Here is a 17,411-nt window from a genome sequence, read left to right as displayed (position 1 = left end):
GTAGGAACCCATGCACAGGAGCAGAGGCAAGCTCGCGGACGGCCGCGAGATCATCTACTTCGACACGGCCTTCGCCGACCGCGGCTCCGCCGACCTGCGCCCGCTGGAGCCCACCGCCGCCCGCTCCGAGGTCCGCCGCGACCCGGCCACCGGTGACTGGGTCACCGTCGCCGCCCACCGGCAGGACCGCACCTACCACCCGCCCGCCGACGAGTGCCCGCTCTGCCCCTCCCGGGACGGCCGGCTCAGCGAGATCCCGGCCGACGACTACCAGGTGGCCGTCTTCCAGAACCGCTTCCCGTCGCTCGCCCCGGACGCCGCCGCCGCCCACGTCCCGGTCGGGGACGGCGAGCTGCGCACCGACCACCCGGGCACCGGCCGGTGCGAGGTGGTCTGCTTCACCGCCGACCACGACGCCTCGTTCGCCGACCTGGACGAGCCGCGGGCCCGTCTCGTCCTCGACGCCTGGACCGACCGGACCGCCGAACTCTCCGCCCTGCCCGGCGTCCGTCAGGTCTACTGCTTCGAGAACCGCGGCGCCGAGATCGGCGTCACCCTCGCCCACCCGCACGGTCAGATCTACGCGTTCCCGTTCACCACCCCGCGCACCCGCCGCGCCCTCGCGGCCGCCGAGGAGCACCGGGCCCGCAACGGCCGCAACCTCTTCGAGGACCTGCTCGACGCCGAACGGGCCGCCGGCGAGCGGGTCGTGCTCGCCGGTGAGCACTGGACGGCCTTCGTTCCCTTCGCCGCCCGCTGGCCGTACGAGGTGCATCTGTACCCCGACCGCCGCGTCCCGGACCTCACCGCCCTCACCGAGCCCGAGCGCGCCGAGTTCCCCCGCCTCTACCTGGAGCTGCTGCGCCGCTTCGACCGGCTGTTCGACGGCGGCCCCACCCCGTACGTCTCCGCCTGGCACCAGGCGCCCCTCGGCCGGGGCGCCGAGTTCGCCCTCCACCTGGAGCTCTTCACCGTCCGGCGGACCGCCGGCAAGCTCAAGTACCTGGCCGGGGTGGAGGCCGGCATGGACGCCTTCGTCAACGACGTGGCGCCCGAGCAGGCGGCCCGCCGGCTGCGGGAGGCCGGCGCATGACCGGCTTCGCACAGCTCTACGGCCACGCCCCCGGGGGCGAGTGGGCCGCGCCGGGCCGGGTCAACCCCATCGGCGAGCACACCGACTACAACGACGGGCTCGTCCTGCCCATCGCGCTGCCGTGGACCGCCCGGGTCCAGGCCCGCCGGCGGGGCGACGGCCTCCTGCGGCTGCACAGCACCCTCGACGGCGGCGTGACCGCCGAGCTGCGGCCCGCCGAGCTCGCCCTGCTCGCCCAGCGCGCGGAGAACGAGTTCGTCGACCGCGTGGTGGCCGCCGTCACCGCGGCCTTCGTCGGCGCCGGCCACGGCGTGCCCCGCTGCTTCCCCGCCGGAGCGGCCGCCGGGGCCCGCCGGACGGCGTGACGGGTGGTGTGACAGACGGTGTGACAAGCCGTATGACCGGTCGTCAAAACGACCGGATGGCCGTCTTGATGGAACGGGCGGTCGTGGGATACGGTCGCCCGGTGACAGACGTGATGGGTGCGGTGGCTGGGAACCTACGCAGGATTCGCGACGCCCGCGGACTGTCACTGAACGAACTCGCAAGGCAGTCAGGCGTGGCCAAGGCCACCCTGTCGCAGCTCGAACTCGGCCGTGGCAATCCGACGGTCGAGACCCTGATGACCTTGGCGACGCACTTCGGTGTGACGCTGACCGACCTCATAACCTGCGACGACCCGCCGAAGACGCACGTCAGGCGGGCCGGCGAAGGAACCCTCGTGAGAGGGGACGGGCTCCAGCTCAGGCTGGTGCACCGGATGACCAGTGGTCCCACCATGTACGAGATCTATGACATGGCGACGTGTCAGGGACTGTTCGAGTCCCCGGCGCACGGCGTCGGCGTCATGGAACACCTGATGCTCCATCAGGGCACCATGCGGGTCGGCCCCAAGGACGATCCGGCAATGCTCGAAGCCGGGGACTTCATCGTCTTCTCGGCCGACCGGCCGCACTTCTACGAGAGCCTGAGCCCCACGACCCAGGCCACACTGATCGTGCTCTACCCCACAGGGGCCCAGCCGCCGCTGTGAGGCTTGCAGGGCGCACTTGCAAGGCGCAAGGGGGGTTTCGTTGCAAGGAACAGTACAGCGCGTACGCGAAGTGCTGCGCGAGTCGGGCAGCTCCGAGGAGATCGTCGAGCTGCCGGCGGCCTCGCCCACGGCAGCGGAGACCGCCGAACAGCTCGGCTGTCCGGTGGGGGCCATCGCGAGCAGCCTGATCTTCGACGTCGACGGCACGCCGCTGCTCGTCGTGACCAGCGGCGCCCATCGGGTGGACACCCGCCTGCTGGCCCGGCTGCTCGGCGTCGGCCGCGGGAAGATCCGGCGCGCCACACCGGAGTTCGTGCTCAGGGCCACCGGTCAGGAGGTCGGCGGCGTCGCGCCCATCGGCCATCCGCAGTCCATCCGCACGCTGGTGGACGTCGCCCTGGACGACTACGAGCAGGTGTGGACCGGGGCCGGCATGCCCCATTCGGTCTTCAGAACCACCTACGCCGAACTGGTGAAGCTCACCGGTGGCGAATCCGCGGTGGTCGCCGGCACCTGAGTCACCGGCACCTGAGAGCTGTCCGGACGCGGGACGGTGACCCTCGGCTTCCGTGCCCCTCGGCGACCTCCTCGACCGTGCGCCCCGACCGCACGCGCCTTCGGCGCCTCCGTGACGTGAGCGTTCGACGTGTGGCCACCCGGCCCGTCGTTCGACCTGGCACGCCCGTGCGCCTGCACACTCGTACCGCCGCACGCCTGAACATCTGCGCGCCTGCATGTCCGTACCGCTGCACTGCTGCACGTCTGCACCGCTGCACGTCTGTACGACAAGCACATGCCTGATCCAGTCCTCTGCGAGAGTGGTGGTTCCGCATGGCCGAAGACGCACAGTACGTCCTGTTCATCAACGCCAACGACACGTCGCGCCACACGTCGAGCGCGAATACGGCGATCTATCCGAATCTCGGGCTCCTGACGCTGATGAGTGCTCTGCGTCCGAAGCTCGCCGACGGCGGGCCGAGCGTCGGGTACTTCGACGGAACCGTCCACGGCAATTCCGTCCTCGTGGACTTCATCGAGGCCCACGCCCATCGAATACGGGCCCTCTGCTTCAGCGTCCTGACCGCGAACTACGGGGCCTCGATCACGATGGCCAAGCGGGCCAAGGAACTCAATCCGGACATCCTGGTGGTCCTCGGCAACGACCACTTCTCGGCCCTGTACGACCGGGTGATGGCCAACCAGCCCGTCGTGGACGTCGGCTTCCACGGCAACGACGTGGTCGAGGGGTTCGCCGAGTTCATGAGCGACCGGCTCGCCGGCCGTCTGCGACCCGCGATGGACTACGCGGGACTGGTCTACCGGGACCCCGGCGGCACGGTCCACCGGAACCCGGAGAATCCGGCCGAGTACCACCGGCTGCCGCTGGTCGACTACGGGCTCGTCGACAGTTTCATCCCGCACGAGAAGCACTACCTGGACGGCCAGCAACAGGTGTACTTCTTCATGCGCGACCGGGAGTTGCGCAGCCAGGTCGTCGACATCGGGCGCGGTTGCGTGAAGTTCGCCGGCGAACGCCTGGAGGGCGTGCCGCTGAACGCCTGCGACTTCTGCGGCATCATCCCCGGTGTCCGCGAAATCGTCGCGCCGGAGGCCGAACGCGCCTGGCGGATCCTGGAGAACGTCCACAACCAGGGCTTCAACTACTTCTACATCACCGCCGACGAGCTCCCGCTGACGCTCTGGCGGATGCTGCGCGCGATGGCCGCGAACCCGCCGGAGTGGTTCCTGGCCCTGCCGGAGGCGGAGCGTCCGAAGATGTTCGGCTACGCGCGGGCCGAGGCGTTCGCCACCGGTCCCGACCGCATCGACACCCTGGTCAACAAGCTGGGCCTGGACCACTTCTTCATCGGCTTCGACGGCCTCTCCGACGTGTCGCTCCGGGTCATGAACAAGCAGCCGGTCGGCGGCCGGGGCCGCGCGCACGCGCCGATGGGGCACAACCTCCGGGCCCTGGAGGGGGTCATCGACCGGGGCGGCATGATCACCGCCGGGCTGGTGGTGACGCACCTGGGTATCACGCCCGAGATCATGGCGGACAACCACGAGGCGCTCACCCGGATCGTCGAGGAACACCCCAGGACCTTCGCGGCCCTCGACTTCGGACCGCTCTGCCCCATCCCGGGCTCGCAGTCCTACCGCTACCTCACGCACCCCGACTACGCCGAGGCCAGGGCCGCCGAGTTCGGCCTCGAAGTCGACCGGGCCTACCTGGAGTCCCGAATGGACTTCTACCGTACGGCCGACGAGCTCGACATGGACGAGATGATCCGCGACTTCATCGCCGGCTGCTGCCCGAAGGTGACGCAGGATCTGGTCGACGAGTACATGAGCCGGATGAACGCGCTGGCGACCAAGCACGGCATCGTCATCGGCGGCGGGGTCTGACCGGCCTTCCGCCCCGCGGAGCGACGGCCCCTGGGGGCTTCACCTCGCGGTGAAACGTTCCTGTGGTCCGCCCCGGCTGTTCCGACGGGCGGGCACCTCCCGGTACTTCGCTTCCCCGCGCACCCGCGCACCCGCGCACCCGCGCACCCACGCGCACCTGAACCGCAACCGTTCGCATCCCGCACGTTCGCATCGTCTTCCGCGGCCATGGCGATGGCCGCGGAGAAGGAGAGTCTTCCCATGACCGGACACGGCAGAGAGAACCGGACCGAGCAGCGGCTCGTGCACGAGATGGTGGCCGCGCAGGCGCAGGCCCACCCCGACGTGATCGCCCTGCGCTGGCCCGGCGGTGAACTGACGTACCGTCAAGTCCAGGCCTCGATCCAGCGGTTGGCCGGACACCTCGCCGGCACCAGCCGGGCGGCGCTGTTCAACGACCGGTCGCCGGAGCTGGCGATCGCCGTGCTCGCGGTGCTGGCCGGCGGCGGCTCCTACGTGCCGCTGGACGACACCTATCCGCGTGGACGCCTCGACTACATGCTCGCGGACAGCGGTGCCGACCGACTGCTCTGCCGGGCCCACCTGGCGGACCTCATCACCGTCCCCGAGGGCTGCCGGCTGGAGGTCCTCGACAGCGTCCTCGACGGGGAGGCTCCCGCCGAGCCGCCCCGGCCGGGCGCCGGCGCCCGGCCCGAGGACCTCGCGTACATCAGCTACACCTCCGGCTCCACCGGCCGGCCCAAGGGCGTCGTCATGCCGCACGGGGCACTCGCGAACCTGATCTCCTGGCAGGTCGAGAACTCCGGTTCCACGGTCGGCTGGAACACCCTGCAGCTGTGGCCGCTCAGCGTCGACGTCTCCTTCCAGGAGATCTTCGGCACCTGGGCCAGTGGCGGGACGCTCGTCCTGGTCGACGAGGCCACCCGCAGCAACCCCACCAAGCTGCTCGCCTACATCGACGAGCAGCGGATCGACCGGGTCTTCCTGCCGTTCGTCTCCCTGCACCAGGTGATCGAGGCCGCCGTCCAGCAGGACCGGTTCCCCGGCTCGCTCAAGGAGGTCGTCACCGCGGGCGAGCAGCTCCAGATCGGGGAGTCCGTGCGGACCTTCTTCTCGCGCACCGGCGCGTCGCTGGAGAACCAGTACGGCACCACCGAGACCCACGTCATCACCGCCGAGAAGCTCACCGGCGACCCGGCCGGGTGGCCGGTGCTGCCCTCGATCGGCCGGCCGATCGACAACGCGGTCGTCAAGGTGGTCGACGCCGCGATGCAGCCGGTCAAGGCCGGGGAGGTGGGGGAGATCTGCATCGGCGGGATCGCCGTCGCCGACGGCTACCTCAACCGGCCCGAGCTGACGGCGGAGCGGTTCCGGACGTGGGAGGGGCTGGGCATCCCGGCGTACCTGACCGGCGACTACGGGCGCGTGCTGCCCGACGGGGACCTGGAGTTCCTCGGCCGCCGCGACACCCAGGTCAAGATCAAGGGGTCCCGCGTCGAACTGGGCGAGGTCGAGAGCCAGCTCCGCGACCTGCCCGGGGTCAGCGACGCCCTGGTCACCGTCCACGCCACGGCGACCGGGGAGCAGTTCCTGGCCGCGCACTGCGTGCGGGTGCCCGGCGAGCGGATCGAGGAGGAGCGGCTCCGCGCGAGTCTGCAGGGCGTGCTGCCCGGCCACATGGTCCCGGCCCGGTACGTCGTCGTGGACGCCTTCCCGTTCACCCCGACCGGGAAGGTCGACCGGGCGGCGCTCGCCCAGGCGCTCACCGGCCGGTGACCTGACGCCCCGGACCGGGGCCGAGACACGGCAGCCACACCCCGAGCGGGGGCGGGTCGACCCTGCCCCCGCTCTCCCTTGACCGCGGCCACCGGGCCGCCGGCTCCGGGCCCTGCGCTCCGAGCTGCCCGTGCCGGGCCCGCCCGCATCCGGGCCGCCCGCTGCCGGCCCGCGACCGCCCGCACCCGGCCCCGCATCCCCAGGAGGAGCACCCACGTGAGCACCGAACTGCCCGAACCAGCCCGCCGAATGCGGCGGGAGGTCACCCTCGCCCAGCTCGTCTTCCTCAGCATCGGCGGCCAGATCGGCTCGGCCTGGCTCTTCGCGGTCCTCTCCGCCGCGGGGATCGCCGGGCCGGCCGCGATCCTGTCCTGGGTCGTCGCCGGTGTCGTCTTCATGGTCATCGCCCTGACCTGGATCGAGCTCGGCGGCATGCTCCCCCTGACCGGCACCGTCGTCCGCTACCCGTACCTGACCCACGGTGCGTTCACCGGCTGGATCATCGGCTGGGCCGCCTGGCTCTTCGCCGTGTCGATCCCCGCGGTGGAGGCGGTCGCGGTGATGACCTACCTCGGCAGCCGCTTCCCCGGGCTCCACGTCGTCGAACAGGTCGACGGCACCACGGTGCTCACCTGGCCGGAGGGCATCGTCTCCGCCATCGCGCTGATGGTGGTCTTCTACGTCGTCAACGTGATCGGCATCCGCAAGTTCAGCGTGGCGACCAACTGGGTGACGTTCTGGAAGATCGTGATCCCGGTCGCCACCTTCCTGCTGCTCTTCTTCGCCCTGCACGGCGACAACTTCTCCCTGGCCGGCGGGTTCCTCCCGTTCGGCGGCGCCAGCACCGTGCACGCCATCTCGTCGACCGGCATCGCCTTCGCCTTCGTGGGCTTCAGACAGGCCCTCGACTTCGGTGGCGAGATGAAGAACCCCCGGCGCGACGCCAAGATCGCCATCATCGTGGCCATCGCCGTCCCCACCGTCCTCTACACCCTGCTGCAGATCGCCTTCATCGGCGCGATCGACTGGCAGGACGCGCAGGTCCGCCCCGGCGACTGGGCGGCGCTCAACGCCAGCACCTGGGCCTCCGGTCCGTTCTTCCACGCCCTCGACGCCGTGGGCACCGCGGGCTTCGCCGCCTTCGGCAGCGTGCTGCTCGTCGACGCCGTGCTCTCGCCCGCCGGCGCCGGGTGGATCTACCTCGGCAACAGCGCCCGGGTCAGCCAGGCGCTGGCCCACCACCGGGCGGCGCCCGAGATCTTCCGGCGCCTCTCGCCCCGCGGCGTGCCGACCGTCGCCACGGCCTTCTGCTTCCTGGTCGGCTGTCTCTTCTTCATCCCCGCACCGAGCTGGTACCAGCTGGTGTCGTTCATCTCCGCCGCCGGCGTGCTGACCTTCCTGATGGGCAGCGTCAGCCTCTCCTCGCTGCGGCGCACCGCCCCCGACCTGCCGCGGCCGTTCCGGCTCCGGTGGGCGGCCCTCTGGTCGCCGGCCAGTTTCATCTGCAGCGTGCTGGTCATCTACTGGTCCGGCTTCACCACCCTCGTCACCCTCCTCGTCACCGTCTTCGCGGGGCTGCCGGTCTTCGCCTCCTACACCGCGGTCAGGCGCGGCTGGATCGACCGGGCGGTCGCCGTCCCGCTCTCCCTCGCCTTCCTGGCCGCCTGGGTCTGGACGACCGCCTCCGGGGGCTGGTTCCTCGCCCGCCACGGTGCGCGCCACAGCGGGTGGGGCTTCGGGCTCTACGCCACCGCCTTCACCCTCTGCATCGCCGTCTTCACCGGCCTGCTCTGGGCGGCGGGCAACCGCGAGGGGCGCCGCCACGTCACCGGCGGCCTCTGGCTGCTCGGCCTGCTCCTCGCCCTGCTGCCGCTCTCCTACTACGGCGAGTACGGGCCGACCGGTGATCCGGCGATCCCCTTCCCGCTCGACACCCTGGCGATCGCCGCGGTCTCCTACGTCTTCTACCTGTGGGCCCAGGCCAGCGGCTTCCGGACCGAGGACCTGGACGACACCCTCGCCGCCCGGGAGGTGCTCGACATCCCGGACCACGCCGGGGAGTTCGGGGACGGCGTGCCCGTCGGGTCCGGGCCCGCCGCCGCCGCGGCGAGCAGGGACGCGGCGGGCTGACCGACGTGCGGCCGCCGACCGCGGCCGCCGACCGGAGCCCCGGCCGGCGGCCGCACGGCTCACGGCGCGGGTCGGGGGACGGGTCGGAGCGCGACGGCCTTGCGGGCGTGCAGGACACTGGCGTCCAGGGGCAGCGGCGAGCGGTCCACGAGGGTGAGCCCCGCGTCGGCGAGGAGCCGGGCGTAGTGGTCCTCGCGGCGTTCCCGGCCGCCGACGTTGCACATCATGTGCAGGTCCCAGGCGGTGGCCAGGGAGGCCGAGCCGTCGGCGGGCAGGATGCGCTCGACGACGAGCAGGTCGGCGTGGGCGGGCATCGCGCGGGCGCAGTGGCGCAGGATCTCGCGGCAGCGTTCGTCGTCCCAGTCGTGCAGCACCCGGGAGAGCAGGTAGACGTCGCCGCCCGCCGGTACGTCCGCGAAGTCGCCCACCCGGTAGCTGCAGCGGCCGCCGTATCCCGCCGCGTCGAGCCGGCGGCGGGCGGCCTCGACGACGTGCGGGCGTTCGAGGAGGACGCCGTGCAGGCGGGGGTGCGCGCCGAGGACGCGGCCGAGCAGTTCGCCGTTGCCGCCGGCGACGTCGACGACGGTCGCGGGGGCCGGTGCCCGGCCCGCGGCCGTGAGGACGGGGTGCGCGGGGAGCGGCTCGAACATGTGCGAGCTCGCGGCCATCGACCGGTCGAACAGCTCGGCGAGCTCGGGGTCGCGGGCGAAGTGGTCGAAGTGGTTCTCGCCGAAGAGGTGGTCGAAGGCGGTCTCCCCGGTCCGCACGGTGTGGGCGAGGCCGGCGAAGGAGCGGTAGAACGGTCCGCCGTACAGCAGGGCGAGGGGGCGCAGCGACCCCGGGGTGTCGGCGCGCAGCAGGGCGCCGAGGCCGGTGAGCCGGAAGGCGGCCTCGCCCTCCCGGGTCACCACGCCGAGCATCGCGAGGTAGCGCAGCAGCGTGGCGAGGCTGCCCGGGTGGGCACCGAGCCGCCGGGCCAGCGCCTCGCCGTCGGTGGCCACCTCGGTGTCCATGGCGTCGGGCAGGCCGAGCTGGGCGCAGGCCGCGAGGGCCTGGGTCGTCCAGGCACCGGTGAGCCGGCGCAGGAGCGCTTCGGCAGGCCGTTGTGTGCGCTGTTCGTCCAGGTGGGCGGCGAGCACGTCGCGGTGGTCGCCGCGCGCGTAGAGCTCCACCCGCCGGTAGCCGGCCCGGGAGCCGGCGGGTGCGGTGAAGTAGAGGACCGTGCCGTCCTCGTGGGGGTTGTACCCGCCGCCGTCGGCGGCCGCGCCGTGGCGCGTGAGGATCGCGCACAGGCCGCGCAGCACCAGCGGGTCCGGGTCGGCCACCTCGAAGGCGAGGTGCGCCTCGTGCTGGTGGGCCCGCTCGTGCTCGGCGAGGCCGTCCAGGTCCGAGCCCGGCGGCACGGTCAGGGCGAACACCTCGACCGTGCGGTGCGTCCCGTCGCTGCCGCGGACGGCGGGGCGCAGGATCCCGACGGCCAGCTCGCCCGGGTCGCGCCGGTGCCGCAGGGCGAGCCGCTGCCGGACGACGACGCTGGGGTGGGCTGGCGTGTCGGCGGCCAGCCCGCAGGCGGCCAGGTCCGCGCGCAGGGCCTGCGGCCCCGGCGGGAAGACGAGCAGCGCGGCGTGCGCGAACCGGGTGTGGCGTGCCAGGGCCCGCAGCTCGGGGCCGTCGAGGCCGGGCAGCAGGAGCGGGAGCAGGGCGGCGGTGTCCTGGTGCCGGACGAAGTCGGCCGTCGTGCGCAGCCGGGTCGCGTCGTCCGGGGAGGTCGCGGCGGCGGGCTCTGCAGGGGCGGGCGCGGCCGGGGGAGTGGTGGCGGTCGTGGTCATGGCGGGGGCGTCCTCGTTCCGGTGCTCGGGGGTGGCGCTCAGACGCCGACGTAGTTCTCGGCGAACCAGTCCTGGTGGGTGCGCGAGGTGCGCAGCGACTCCAGGCGCGCGCGGCGAAGGGAGTCCTCGAACGGCGACCGGCCGTACGGGCCGGGCACGGCGTGCAGCAGGCGGACCATCCAGTGCGAGAACTCCTGCGCGCGCCAGATGTGCGCCAGGCAGCGGCGCGAGTACTGGTCCAGGGCCCGCGGGTCGCCGTGCGCGAGGTCGTCGACGAGGGCCTCGGCGAGGAGCTCCGCCTCCAGCACCGCGAGATTGGCGCCCTTGGCGGCGGAGGGGCTGAGCACGCTCGCGGCGTCGCCGGCGAGCAGGAGGGCGCCGTGGCGCAGCGGCTCCACGACGTCGGAGTCGAGGTCGACGACGGTGCGGTGGACGACCGGGCCCCGGTGCAGCGGGCCGTGGTCGGCGGCGCGCATCCGCACGTCCAGCTCGTGCCAGATGCGCTCCTCGGGCCAGGCGTCGGCCGGGGTGCCGCGGTCGCACTGCAGGTAGTAGCGGGTGACCTCGGCGGTGCGGGCCATGTGGCCGGCGAAGCCGCGCCGGTGCACGGCGTAGCCGACGGCGTCGAGGCTGGGCGGGGCCTGGACCAGCAGGCCGAGCCAGGTGGCGCCGTGGTCGTGGCGGTGGCGCAGGGCGCCCGGGGGCAGCGACCGCCGCGCGGCGCCGTGGCGGCCGTCGCATCCGGCGACGTACCGGGCCCGCCAGCGGGTGGGGCGCCCGTCCGGCTCGCGCGCCGTGACGGTCGGGTGCGGGCCGTCCGCGTCGTGCACGGCCAGGGCCTCGGTCTCGAACCGGATCCGCCCGCCGGCGTCGAGGAATCGGTTCAGCAGGTCGGTGACCAGTTCCTGCTGGGGGTAGACGGTGTGCCGCTCGCCGCGGCCGAGGCGGCCGTAGTCCAGCCGGAAGCGGCCGTCCTCGGTGCGGAACTCGCAGGTGCCGTGGGCCCGGCCGGCCCGGTGCAGGCCGTCGGCGAGGCCGTGGCGCTCCAGGACCCGCACGGTGTTGGCGGCGAGGAAGCCGGCGCGGGCCCTGGTCCGGACGTGCCCGCGGTCGGCGCGTTCGAGGACGACGCAGTCGATGCCGCTGCCGTGCAGGAGGTTGCCGAGGAGCAGCCCGGCCGGCCCGGCACCAAGGATGACCACGTCGGCCGCTTCGTCGGCCGGTCGATTGTTCTGACGTTCCGTCACGAGAAGTGGATCATAGCCACCGGTAGATACACGGATCGGCCGAAATCACCCGGGGGTGTGAATAGCGTGATGATCTCCGTGTCGTCGGGCGGGGCCCCGTCGGGCCGGCCGGACCCGCCCGGCGCGCGTGTCCACTGGCTGTCATAGCCGTCCGGGCAGGTCATCGCCATTTCCCCGGGGCGAGTTGGCAGGTTTCTGCAGCGGCCGTTGCCGGGCCGCTCGGGGGTGCCCTAGAAAGATCTCCGGAAGAAAACCGGGCAGTGGCCGCGAGGAGCCGCACCGAATAGGAAGGGTCCCCATTATGGCTTCGTACGACGAGAACGTGCAGAAGATCAAGGAGATCGTCTGCGACATTCTGGAGATCGAGGAGGACGAGGTCACCGAGACCAGCCTCTTCAAGGAGGACCACCAGGCGGACTCGCTGCGTTCCATCGAGATTCTCGCGGGTCTTGAGAAGGAATTCAGCGTGACCATCGACCAGTCCGAGCTCGCCCGCATGGTGAACCTCAAGGGCGTCTACGAGGTGGTCGCGGAGGCCGCCGGCTGGTAGTCGGCGGGTTCGTTCGGACAGGGCACGGGCCGGAACAGTGGACGGAGAGGTCGGGATGGCAGAGTCGGGGCAGGCTGGCCCGCGCAGGGTCGTGATCACCGGGCTGGGGGTGGTCTCCAGCATCGGGATGGGAGCCGGTGAGTTCCTGCGCGGCCTGCGCAGCGGGAGCAGCGGCGCCAAGCCGATCACCGTGTTCGACGTCGAGGGGTTCGACCACGCCAACGGGTGCGAGGTGGTCGGGTTCGAACCCGGGCGGTGGATCCGCCACCTGCCGGTCGAGACCCTCGGCCGCGCCACCCAGTACTCCGTCGCGGCCGCCCGGATGGCGATCGACGACGCCGGGCTTGACCTTGAGGTCTGGCGCTCGCGCCCCGGCGTCGTCACCGTCGGCACCACCGACGGCGAGTCCCGCGACCTCGACCACATGGTCGAGGCCGAGGTCCTGCACGGCCCCGAGCACATGGCGCCCGAGTCCGCGCGCCGGGTCGCGGCCGGCCGGCTCTCCGCGGCCATCGCCCAGGAACTGGAGCTGGCCGACGTCGAGGCGGTGACGATCCCGACCGCCTGCGCCGCCGGCAACTACGCGATCGGCTACGGCTTCGACGCGGTCCGCTCAGGCGAGGCCGAGTTCGCCCTGTGCGGCGGCGCGGACGCGATGTGCCGCAAGACCTTCTCCGGCTTCTACCGCCTGGGCACCATCGCCCCCGACCGCTGCCGGCCCTTCGACGTGGACCGCAAGGGCATCCTGACCGGTGAGGGCGCCGGCATCCTGGTGCTGGAGAGCCTGGACTCGGCGCTCGCCCGCGGCGCCCGGATCTACGCCGAGGTGCTCGGCTACGGCCTCAACTGCGACGCCTACCACCAGGTGGCGCCGAACCAGGACAGCGTGGGCCGCTGCATGGAGCTCGCGCTGGAGAACGCCGGGATCAAGCCGGAGCAGGTGGACCTGATCTCCGCACACGGCACCGGCACCAAGGCCAACGACGTCACCGAGGCGCGCGCGATCCGCGAGGTTTTCGGAACGCAGCCGCCGAAGGTCATCTCGATGAAGTCGATGATCGGCCACACCATGGGCGCGGCGAGTGCGCTTTCCGCGATCGGCTGCGCCCTGGCCATCACCAACAATTTCATTCCGCCGACCATCAACCACACCACCACCGACCCCGAATGCGACGTCGACTGCGTGCCGAACACGGCCGTGGAAGCCGATCTGCGGATCGTCCAGAACAACGGTCTGGCATTCGGCGGGAACAATGCCGTGGTGCTGCTCGGGAAATACGACGAGGTGGCCGCGTGAACTGGGCCGTGACCGGCATGGGCGCCGTGGCCAGTGTCGGCCGCGACCCGGCCGAGCTGTTCGCCAACCTGTGCGCCGGCGTCTCCGGGGTGGGCGAGCTCAAGGGCTTCGACCTCACCCGCCACGACGCCCGCTTCGCCTACGAGGTGGACGACCGCCCCGAGCCCGGGGCCGACGTCCCGCGCCGGGCGACCGCCCTCCTGCTGGACGCCGTCCGCCAGGCCGCCCGCGACGCGGGCCTCGACGAGCACGACCTGAGCGGCGTGCCGATCCTGATCGGCACCGGTCTGCGCGAGCTGCGCTCGGTCGAGCTCTGGCAGCGCGACGGCATCGAGTTCCCCCCGCAGGACCTGCACTTCGGCACCGCGCTGCGCCGGGAATGCAGTGCCGACGACACCCACACCTTCTCCAACGCGTGCTCGGCCGGGCTCTACGCGCTCGGACTGGCCACCGACCTGCTGGCGGCAGGCACGGCGGAGACCGTGATCGTGGCCGGCGTCGACGTGCTCACCGAGACCATGTACGGCCTGCTGGAGCGCGTCCAGCCGGTCCCGCCGGAGCGCGTGCGCCCGTTCGACCGCAACCGCGCGGGCGTCCTGATGGGCGAGGGCGCGGCGGCGGTCGTGCTGACCCGCACCCCGGCCGCCGGCCGGAAGGTGCACGGCCTGGTGCGCGGCGTCGCCGTCAACTGCGACGCGCACCACGTCACCGCGCCCGACCCGGTCGGCATCGCCGAGGCGATCCGGGAGGCCCACACCCGGGCCGGCCTCGGGCCCGCCGACATCGACCTGGTGATGGTGCACGGCACCGGGACGCTGCTCAACGACGAGACCGAGGCGATCGCGCTCGGCGAGGCCTTCGGCGACGCCGCGGGCGGGCCGGTCATGACGGCCATCAAGTCCATGACGGGCCACACCTCCGGGGCGTCCGGCCTGCTGAACCTGGTGGTGACGCTGATCGCCCTGGCGGAGGGCCGGGTGCCCCCGACCATCGGCCTGGACGACCCGGTGAAGGAGGCCTCCGGCTTCCGGATCGTCACCGGAGAGGCCGCCGAACTGCCGATGTCGGTGGCCCAGTTGAACGCATTCGGCTTCGGCGGCGTGAACGCCGTGGCGATCGTGGAGGCGGCCCGATGAACGTGCTGGTGAGCGGCGTCGGCGTGGTGCTGCCGCGGGCGGCCTCGGCCGCCGAGCTGATCGAGCCGGGGCCCGCCGACGCCCCGCCGGTCGAGCCGAAGGACCTGGTCGGCAAGAAGGGCCTGCGCTACAAGGACCGCGCGACCCAGCTGGCCTACTGCGCGGCCCGGGCGGCCCTGCAGGACGCCGCGCTGGTGGACGAGGAGGGCCTGACGGTCGCCGCCGGCAGCGTGGCGGTGGTGGTCAGCTCCAACTACGGCAACCTCGACACCGTCACCCGGGCGATGGACACCATCACCCGGGAGACCGCGGCCGCCGGCAGCCCGATGGACCTGCCGAACGCCTCCAGCAACGTGGTCGCCTCCTCGGTGGCCATCCGCTTCGGCCTGCGCGGCCCGAACCTGATGCTCTGCAACGGCGCCACCTCCGGGCTGGACGCGCTCCGCTGGGGCGCCGGCCTGATCCGGGCCGGCCGGGTCTCCCGCGCGCTGGCCCTCGGCGTCGAGCCGGACAACGCGGCGGTGCGCGCCTTCACCGGCGCCGACCGGCTGCTCGACGGCGCGGTGGGCGTGGTGCTGGAGAGCGAGGAGTCGGCGGCCGGGCGCGGCGTGCCCGGCCTGGCGGTCCTCGGCGCCGAGGTGCGCGGCGCCGGCCTGGCGGCCTCGCTGGCGCGGCTGGCGGGCCCGGCCGGGGAGCGGCCGGCCCTCTGGCAGGTGCCCGAGACGGACGCGGGGGCGGACGCCCTGCCCGCGGACCTGCTCGACGGTGTGCCCCGGGACGACCTCGGCGAGCGCTTCGGCACCGCCTCCGGCGCGCTCGGCGTGCTCCAGTGCGCCGCGGCCGTCGGCTGGTTCGCCCGCGGCGGCGCCGGGCCGGTGGTCGCCAGCGCCGGTACCGACGCCGACGACGCCAGCGCCGGTCTCGTCCTGCTCCGGCCGGCGGCCGTCTGATGTCCGGCGGCGGCACCGTGGTCGTCGAGGGCGCGGCGCAGACGGACCGGCCCGGCGCACTGCCGCCGGTGGTCGTGCACCGCCGCGCGGCCGGCGCCGCCGGAGGGGGCCGGATGCTGCTGCTCCACGGCCTGGCCAACAGCGCGAGCGTCTGGGACGCCTTCCTCGCCCACCGCGGGCACGGTGACGGCCCCGAGGTCTGGGCCGCCGACCTGCCCTGGCGCGGTGACTGCGTGGCCCACTGGAGCTCGCGGGGCGACGTCGTGCCGTACGTGGCCGACGCGCTGCGCGGGGTGCCCGGCGGCGCCGGCGTGGTGGTCGGCCACTCGATGGGGGCCAACAGCCTGCTGGAGTTCCTCCACCGGCAACTGGAGTGCGGCGCCGACCCGTTCACCGAGTACGGCATCCGCGCCCTCGTCCTGGTCTCGCCGTTCTACCGCCGCGCGGCCGAGGACTTCGGCTGGCAGTCGGTGGAGACCGCCGTCCAGAACTTCGTCCGGACCATGACCGAGGGGGTGCGGGTGCACGCCGCCGGCCGGGTCCCGGACGACCTGGTCGAGGAGCTCGGCAGCCGGGTCCGCGACCGGGTCGGCGCCTACGGCTGGATCCGGTTCTTCGAGACCTACCTGGCCACCCCGTGGCTGCGCACCGAACGCTTCCCCGTGCCCTGCCTCGTGATCGCGGGCGAGCACGACTCCATCGCGCTCCCGGAGGAGGGCCGCCTGCTGGCGGCCGACCTGCCGCAGGGGCGGTTCCACCTGCTGCCCGGCAGCGGGCACTTCCTGATGATCGAGCAGGCGGGCGACCTCGCCGCCGCGGTCGATCGCTTCGTCAGCACCTTGCCGGCCGCGTGACCGACAGGCGGCCCCGGACCCACACCTTCAGGGGAGCACCTCCGATGACCACCGTGACCGACAGCGCAGTCAAGGCGCTCCTCACCAGCGAGACGACCGTGCCGCTGCGCACACGCTTCGAGGGCGCCAACATCTGCACCTGGATCGGCTTCAAGCACATCAACTACCTCGTCGAGGAAGCCATCCTGCTCCACTTCGCCGAATCCGGCCTGGAGGCCCGCGCGCTCTACACGGAGCACGGCCTGGGCGTGGACCTCGTCGAGCTCGACACGCGCATCCTGAGCGCCCTCTTCATGGACGAGACGGTCGAGGCCCGGGTCGTCCCCAAGGCCGGGGACGAGGACACCGCCGTCTCCTTCACCGTCACCCTGACCGGCGAGCGCGACGGCGAGGACACCAAGCTGGTCGCCGCCCGGGCCAAGGCCGTGCTGCGGCGCGAGAGCTACATCGAGGAGGCGAGCGAGCCGCCGGCCCCGATCGCCCGCTTCGTCACGGACCGTCTCGGCACGCCGGTGCGCGGCCTGCAGACGCCGCCCGACATCTCCGGGCTCGACCTCACCGCGGCCACCACCTCGCTGTCCGCCGGCCGCGGCACCACCGGTCCCGACCCGGTGCTCGACCTGCTCACCGCCGGCACCAACTCCTTCGGCTGGAAGTGGCGCATCCCGTACCCGTACTGCCACTTCTCCGAGCGTCTGCAGATGTCCAGCTACCTGCGTCAGATGGAGGAGGTCGTCGACCTGTTCCTGGCCGACCGGGGCATCTCGGTGCGGACCCTGATGGACGAGCGCCGCTGGATCCCCGCCTGCCCGCACTCGAAGATCCAGATCGTCGAGGAAGCGCTGATGGAGGAGGAGCTCTACACCGTCTACACGGTGGAGGACATCTTCAAGGACTTCACCTACACCTCGCGGATGGACTGCTACGTGGTCCGCGACGGCAAGCTCGTCCAGACCGCCACCGGCAAGGTCACCCACGGCTACGCCGTCGTCGACAACCGGCGCGAGTGGAACCTGGTCACCTTCGACGAGCGCGTCGCCAAGGCGCTCCGGGGCGAGGCCTGAGGGCCGTGCCGGATCCGGCAGGCGAAACCGCGGAGAGCAACGGAGC

15 protein-coding genes are annotated in these 17,411 nt (G+C 72.7%); 13 read left to right on the top strand and 2 right to left on the bottom strand.

Going from position 1 to position 17,411, the window contains the following annotated elements; genetic code table 11:
• The first annotated feature begins 10 nt into the window (after positions 1-10).
• The 7 genes from galT (at position 11) to RMN57_RS08790 (ending at position 8,438) form a co-directional block, all read left to right on the top strand.
• Complete coding sequence (gene galT / locus RMN57_RS08820; RefSeq protein ID WP_313762836.1) at positions 11-1,093, top strand: galactose-1-phosphate uridylyltransferase; 1,083 nt, start codon at positions 11-13, stop codon at positions 1,091-1,093.
• Complete coding sequence (locus RMN57_RS37025; protein WP_380234081.1) at positions 1,090-1,458, top strand: galactokinase family protein; 369 nt, start codon at positions 1,090-1,092, stop codon at positions 1,456-1,458. Before galT ends, RMN57_RS37025 begins: the two co-directional genes overlap by 4 nt.
• Positions 1,459-1,559: 101 nt before the next feature.
• A complete protein-coding gene (locus RMN57_RS08810) occupies positions 1,560-2,126 on the top strand; it encodes a helix-turn-helix domain-containing protein (protein WP_313762835.1) in 567 nt (188 codons plus the stop codon).
• 40 nt (positions 2,127-2,166) lie between these two features.
• On the top strand, positions 2,167-2,643 hold the full coding sequence (locus tag RMN57_RS08805) for a YbaK/EbsC family protein (RefSeq protein WP_313762834.1): 477 nt from the start codon (positions 2,167-2,169) through the stop codon (positions 2,641-2,643).
• A 314-nt stretch (positions 2,644-2,957) separates the two neighbouring features.
• Positions 2,958-4,532 carry a cobalamin-dependent protein gene (locus RMN57_RS08800; RefSeq protein WP_313762833.1) on the top strand — a complete coding sequence of 525 codons (1,575 nt, stop codon included), beginning with the start codon at positions 2,958-2,960 and terminating at the stop codon, positions 4,530-4,532.
• Positions 4,533-4,772: 240 nt separating this feature from the next.
• Positions 4,773-6,308: an amino acid adenylation domain-containing protein gene (locus RMN57_RS08795; protein WP_313762832.1), complete on the top strand. Its 1,536-nt coding sequence runs from the start codon at positions 4,773-4,775 to the stop codon at positions 6,306-6,308.
• A gap of 216 nt (positions 6,309-6,524) precedes the next feature.
• Positions 6,525-8,438 (top strand): APC family permease, encoded by a 1,914-nt coding sequence (locus RMN57_RS08790; protein WP_313762831.1) that lies wholly within the window; start codon positions 6,525-6,527, stop codon positions 8,436-8,438.
• A 59-nt stretch (positions 8,439-8,497) separates the two neighbouring features.
• Here RMN57_RS08790 and RMN57_RS08785 read toward each other — a convergent pair whose 3' ends face one another.
• A complete protein-coding gene (locus tag RMN57_RS08785; RefSeq protein ID WP_313762830.1) occupies positions 8,498-10,267 on the bottom strand; it encodes a methyltransferase in 1,770 nt (589 codons plus the stop codon).
• A 38-nt stretch (positions 10,268-10,305) separates the two neighbouring features.
• A complete protein-coding gene (locus tag RMN57_RS08780) occupies positions 10,306-11,469 on the bottom strand; it encodes a 4-hydroxybenzoate 3-monooxygenase (RefSeq protein WP_313767752.1) in 1,164 nt (387 codons plus the stop codon).
• Between the two features lie 346 nt (positions 11,470-11,815).
• On the opposite strand from RMN57_RS08780, the gene RMN57_RS08775 reads away from it, so the two are divergent.
• The 6 genes from RMN57_RS08775 to RMN57_RS08750 are packed head-to-tail and all read left to right on the top strand — an operon-like array spanning position 11,816 to position 17,365.
• Positions 11,816-12,064 (top strand): acyl carrier protein, encoded by a 249-nt coding sequence (locus RMN57_RS08775; protein WP_313762829.1) that lies wholly within the window; start codon positions 11,816-11,818, stop codon positions 12,062-12,064.
• A gap of 55 nt (positions 12,065-12,119) precedes the next feature.
• Positions 12,120-13,361 (top strand): beta-ketoacyl-[acyl-carrier-protein] synthase family protein, encoded by a 1,242-nt coding sequence (locus tag RMN57_RS08770; RefSeq protein WP_313762828.1) that lies wholly within the window; start codon positions 12,120-12,122, stop codon positions 13,359-13,361.
• Positions 13,358-14,497, top strand: a complete 1,140-nt coding sequence (locus tag RMN57_RS08765; protein WP_313762827.1) for a beta-ketoacyl synthase N-terminal-like domain-containing protein — start codon at positions 13,358-13,360, stop codon at positions 14,495-14,497. Before RMN57_RS08770 ends, RMN57_RS08765 begins: the two co-directional genes overlap by 4 nt.
• Positions 14,494-15,447 carry a beta-ketoacyl synthase N-terminal-like domain-containing protein gene (locus RMN57_RS08760; RefSeq protein WP_313762826.1) on the top strand — a complete coding sequence of 318 codons (954 nt, stop codon included), beginning with the start codon at positions 14,494-14,496 and terminating at the stop codon, positions 15,445-15,447. The genes RMN57_RS08765 and RMN57_RS08760 overlap by 4 nt, the downstream gene beginning before the upstream one ends.
• Positions 15,447-16,301: an alpha/beta hydrolase gene (locus RMN57_RS08755; protein WP_313762825.1), complete on the top strand. Its 855-nt coding sequence runs from the start codon at positions 15,447-15,449 to the stop codon at positions 16,299-16,301. Before RMN57_RS08760 ends, RMN57_RS08755 begins: the two co-directional genes overlap by 1 nt.
• 44 nt (positions 16,302-16,345) lie before the next feature.
• Positions 16,346-17,365 carry a hypothetical protein gene (locus tag RMN57_RS08750; protein ID WP_313762824.1) on the top strand — a complete coding sequence of 340 codons (1,020 nt, stop codon included), beginning with the start codon at positions 16,346-16,348 and terminating at the stop codon, positions 17,363-17,365.
• Positions 17,366-17,411 lie beyond the last annotated feature (46 nt).

Source organism: Kitasatospora sp. CM 4170 (assembly GCF_032110285.1).
Taxonomy (GTDB): Bacteria; Actinomycetota; Actinomycetes; order Streptomycetales; family Streptomycetaceae; genus Kitasatospora; species Kitasatospora aburaviensis.
Note: the sequence above shows the minus strand (reverse complement) of the source record. Positions and strands in the feature narration are given on the sequence as shown.

Excerpts from the sequence above, each read along its gene's own strand:
- galT (WP_313762836.1), top strand. The coding sequence starts at position 11 with ATGCACAGGAGCAGAGGCAAGCTCGCGGACGGCCGCGAGATCATCTAC.
- RMN57_RS37025 (WP_380234081.1), top strand. The coding sequence starts at position 1,090 with ATGACCGGCTTCGCACAGCTCTACGGCCACGCCCCCGGGGGCGAGTGG.
- RMN57_RS08800 (WP_313762833.1), top strand. The coding sequence starts at position 2,958 with ATGGCCGAAGACGCACAGTACGTCCTGTTCATCAACGCCAACGACACG.
- RMN57_RS08795 (WP_313762832.1), top strand. The coding sequence starts at position 4,773 with ATGACCGGACACGGCAGAGAGAACCGGACCGAGCAGCGGCTCGTGCAC.
- RMN57_RS08785 (WP_313762830.1), bottom strand. The coding sequence starts at position 10,267 with ATGACCACGACCGCCACCACTCCCCCGGCCGCGCCCGCCCCTGCAGAG.
- RMN57_RS08775 (WP_313762829.1), top strand. The coding sequence starts at position 11,816 with ATGGCTTCGTACGACGAGAACGTGCAGAAGATCAAGGAGATCGTCTGC.
- RMN57_RS08770 (WP_313762828.1), top strand. The coding sequence starts at position 12,120 with ATGGCAGAGTCGGGGCAGGCTGGCCCGCGCAGGGTCGTGATCACCGGG.
- RMN57_RS08760 (WP_313762826.1), top strand. The coding sequence starts at position 14,494 with ATGAACGTGCTGGTGAGCGGCGTCGGCGTGGTGCTGCCGCGGGCGGCC.
- RMN57_RS08755 (WP_313762825.1), top strand. The coding sequence starts at position 15,447 with ATGTCCGGCGGCGGCACCGTGGTCGTCGAGGGCGCGGCGCAGACGGAC.
- RMN57_RS08750 (WP_313762824.1), top strand. The coding sequence starts at position 16,346 with ATGACCACCGTGACCGACAGCGCAGTCAAGGCGCTCCTCACCAGCGAG.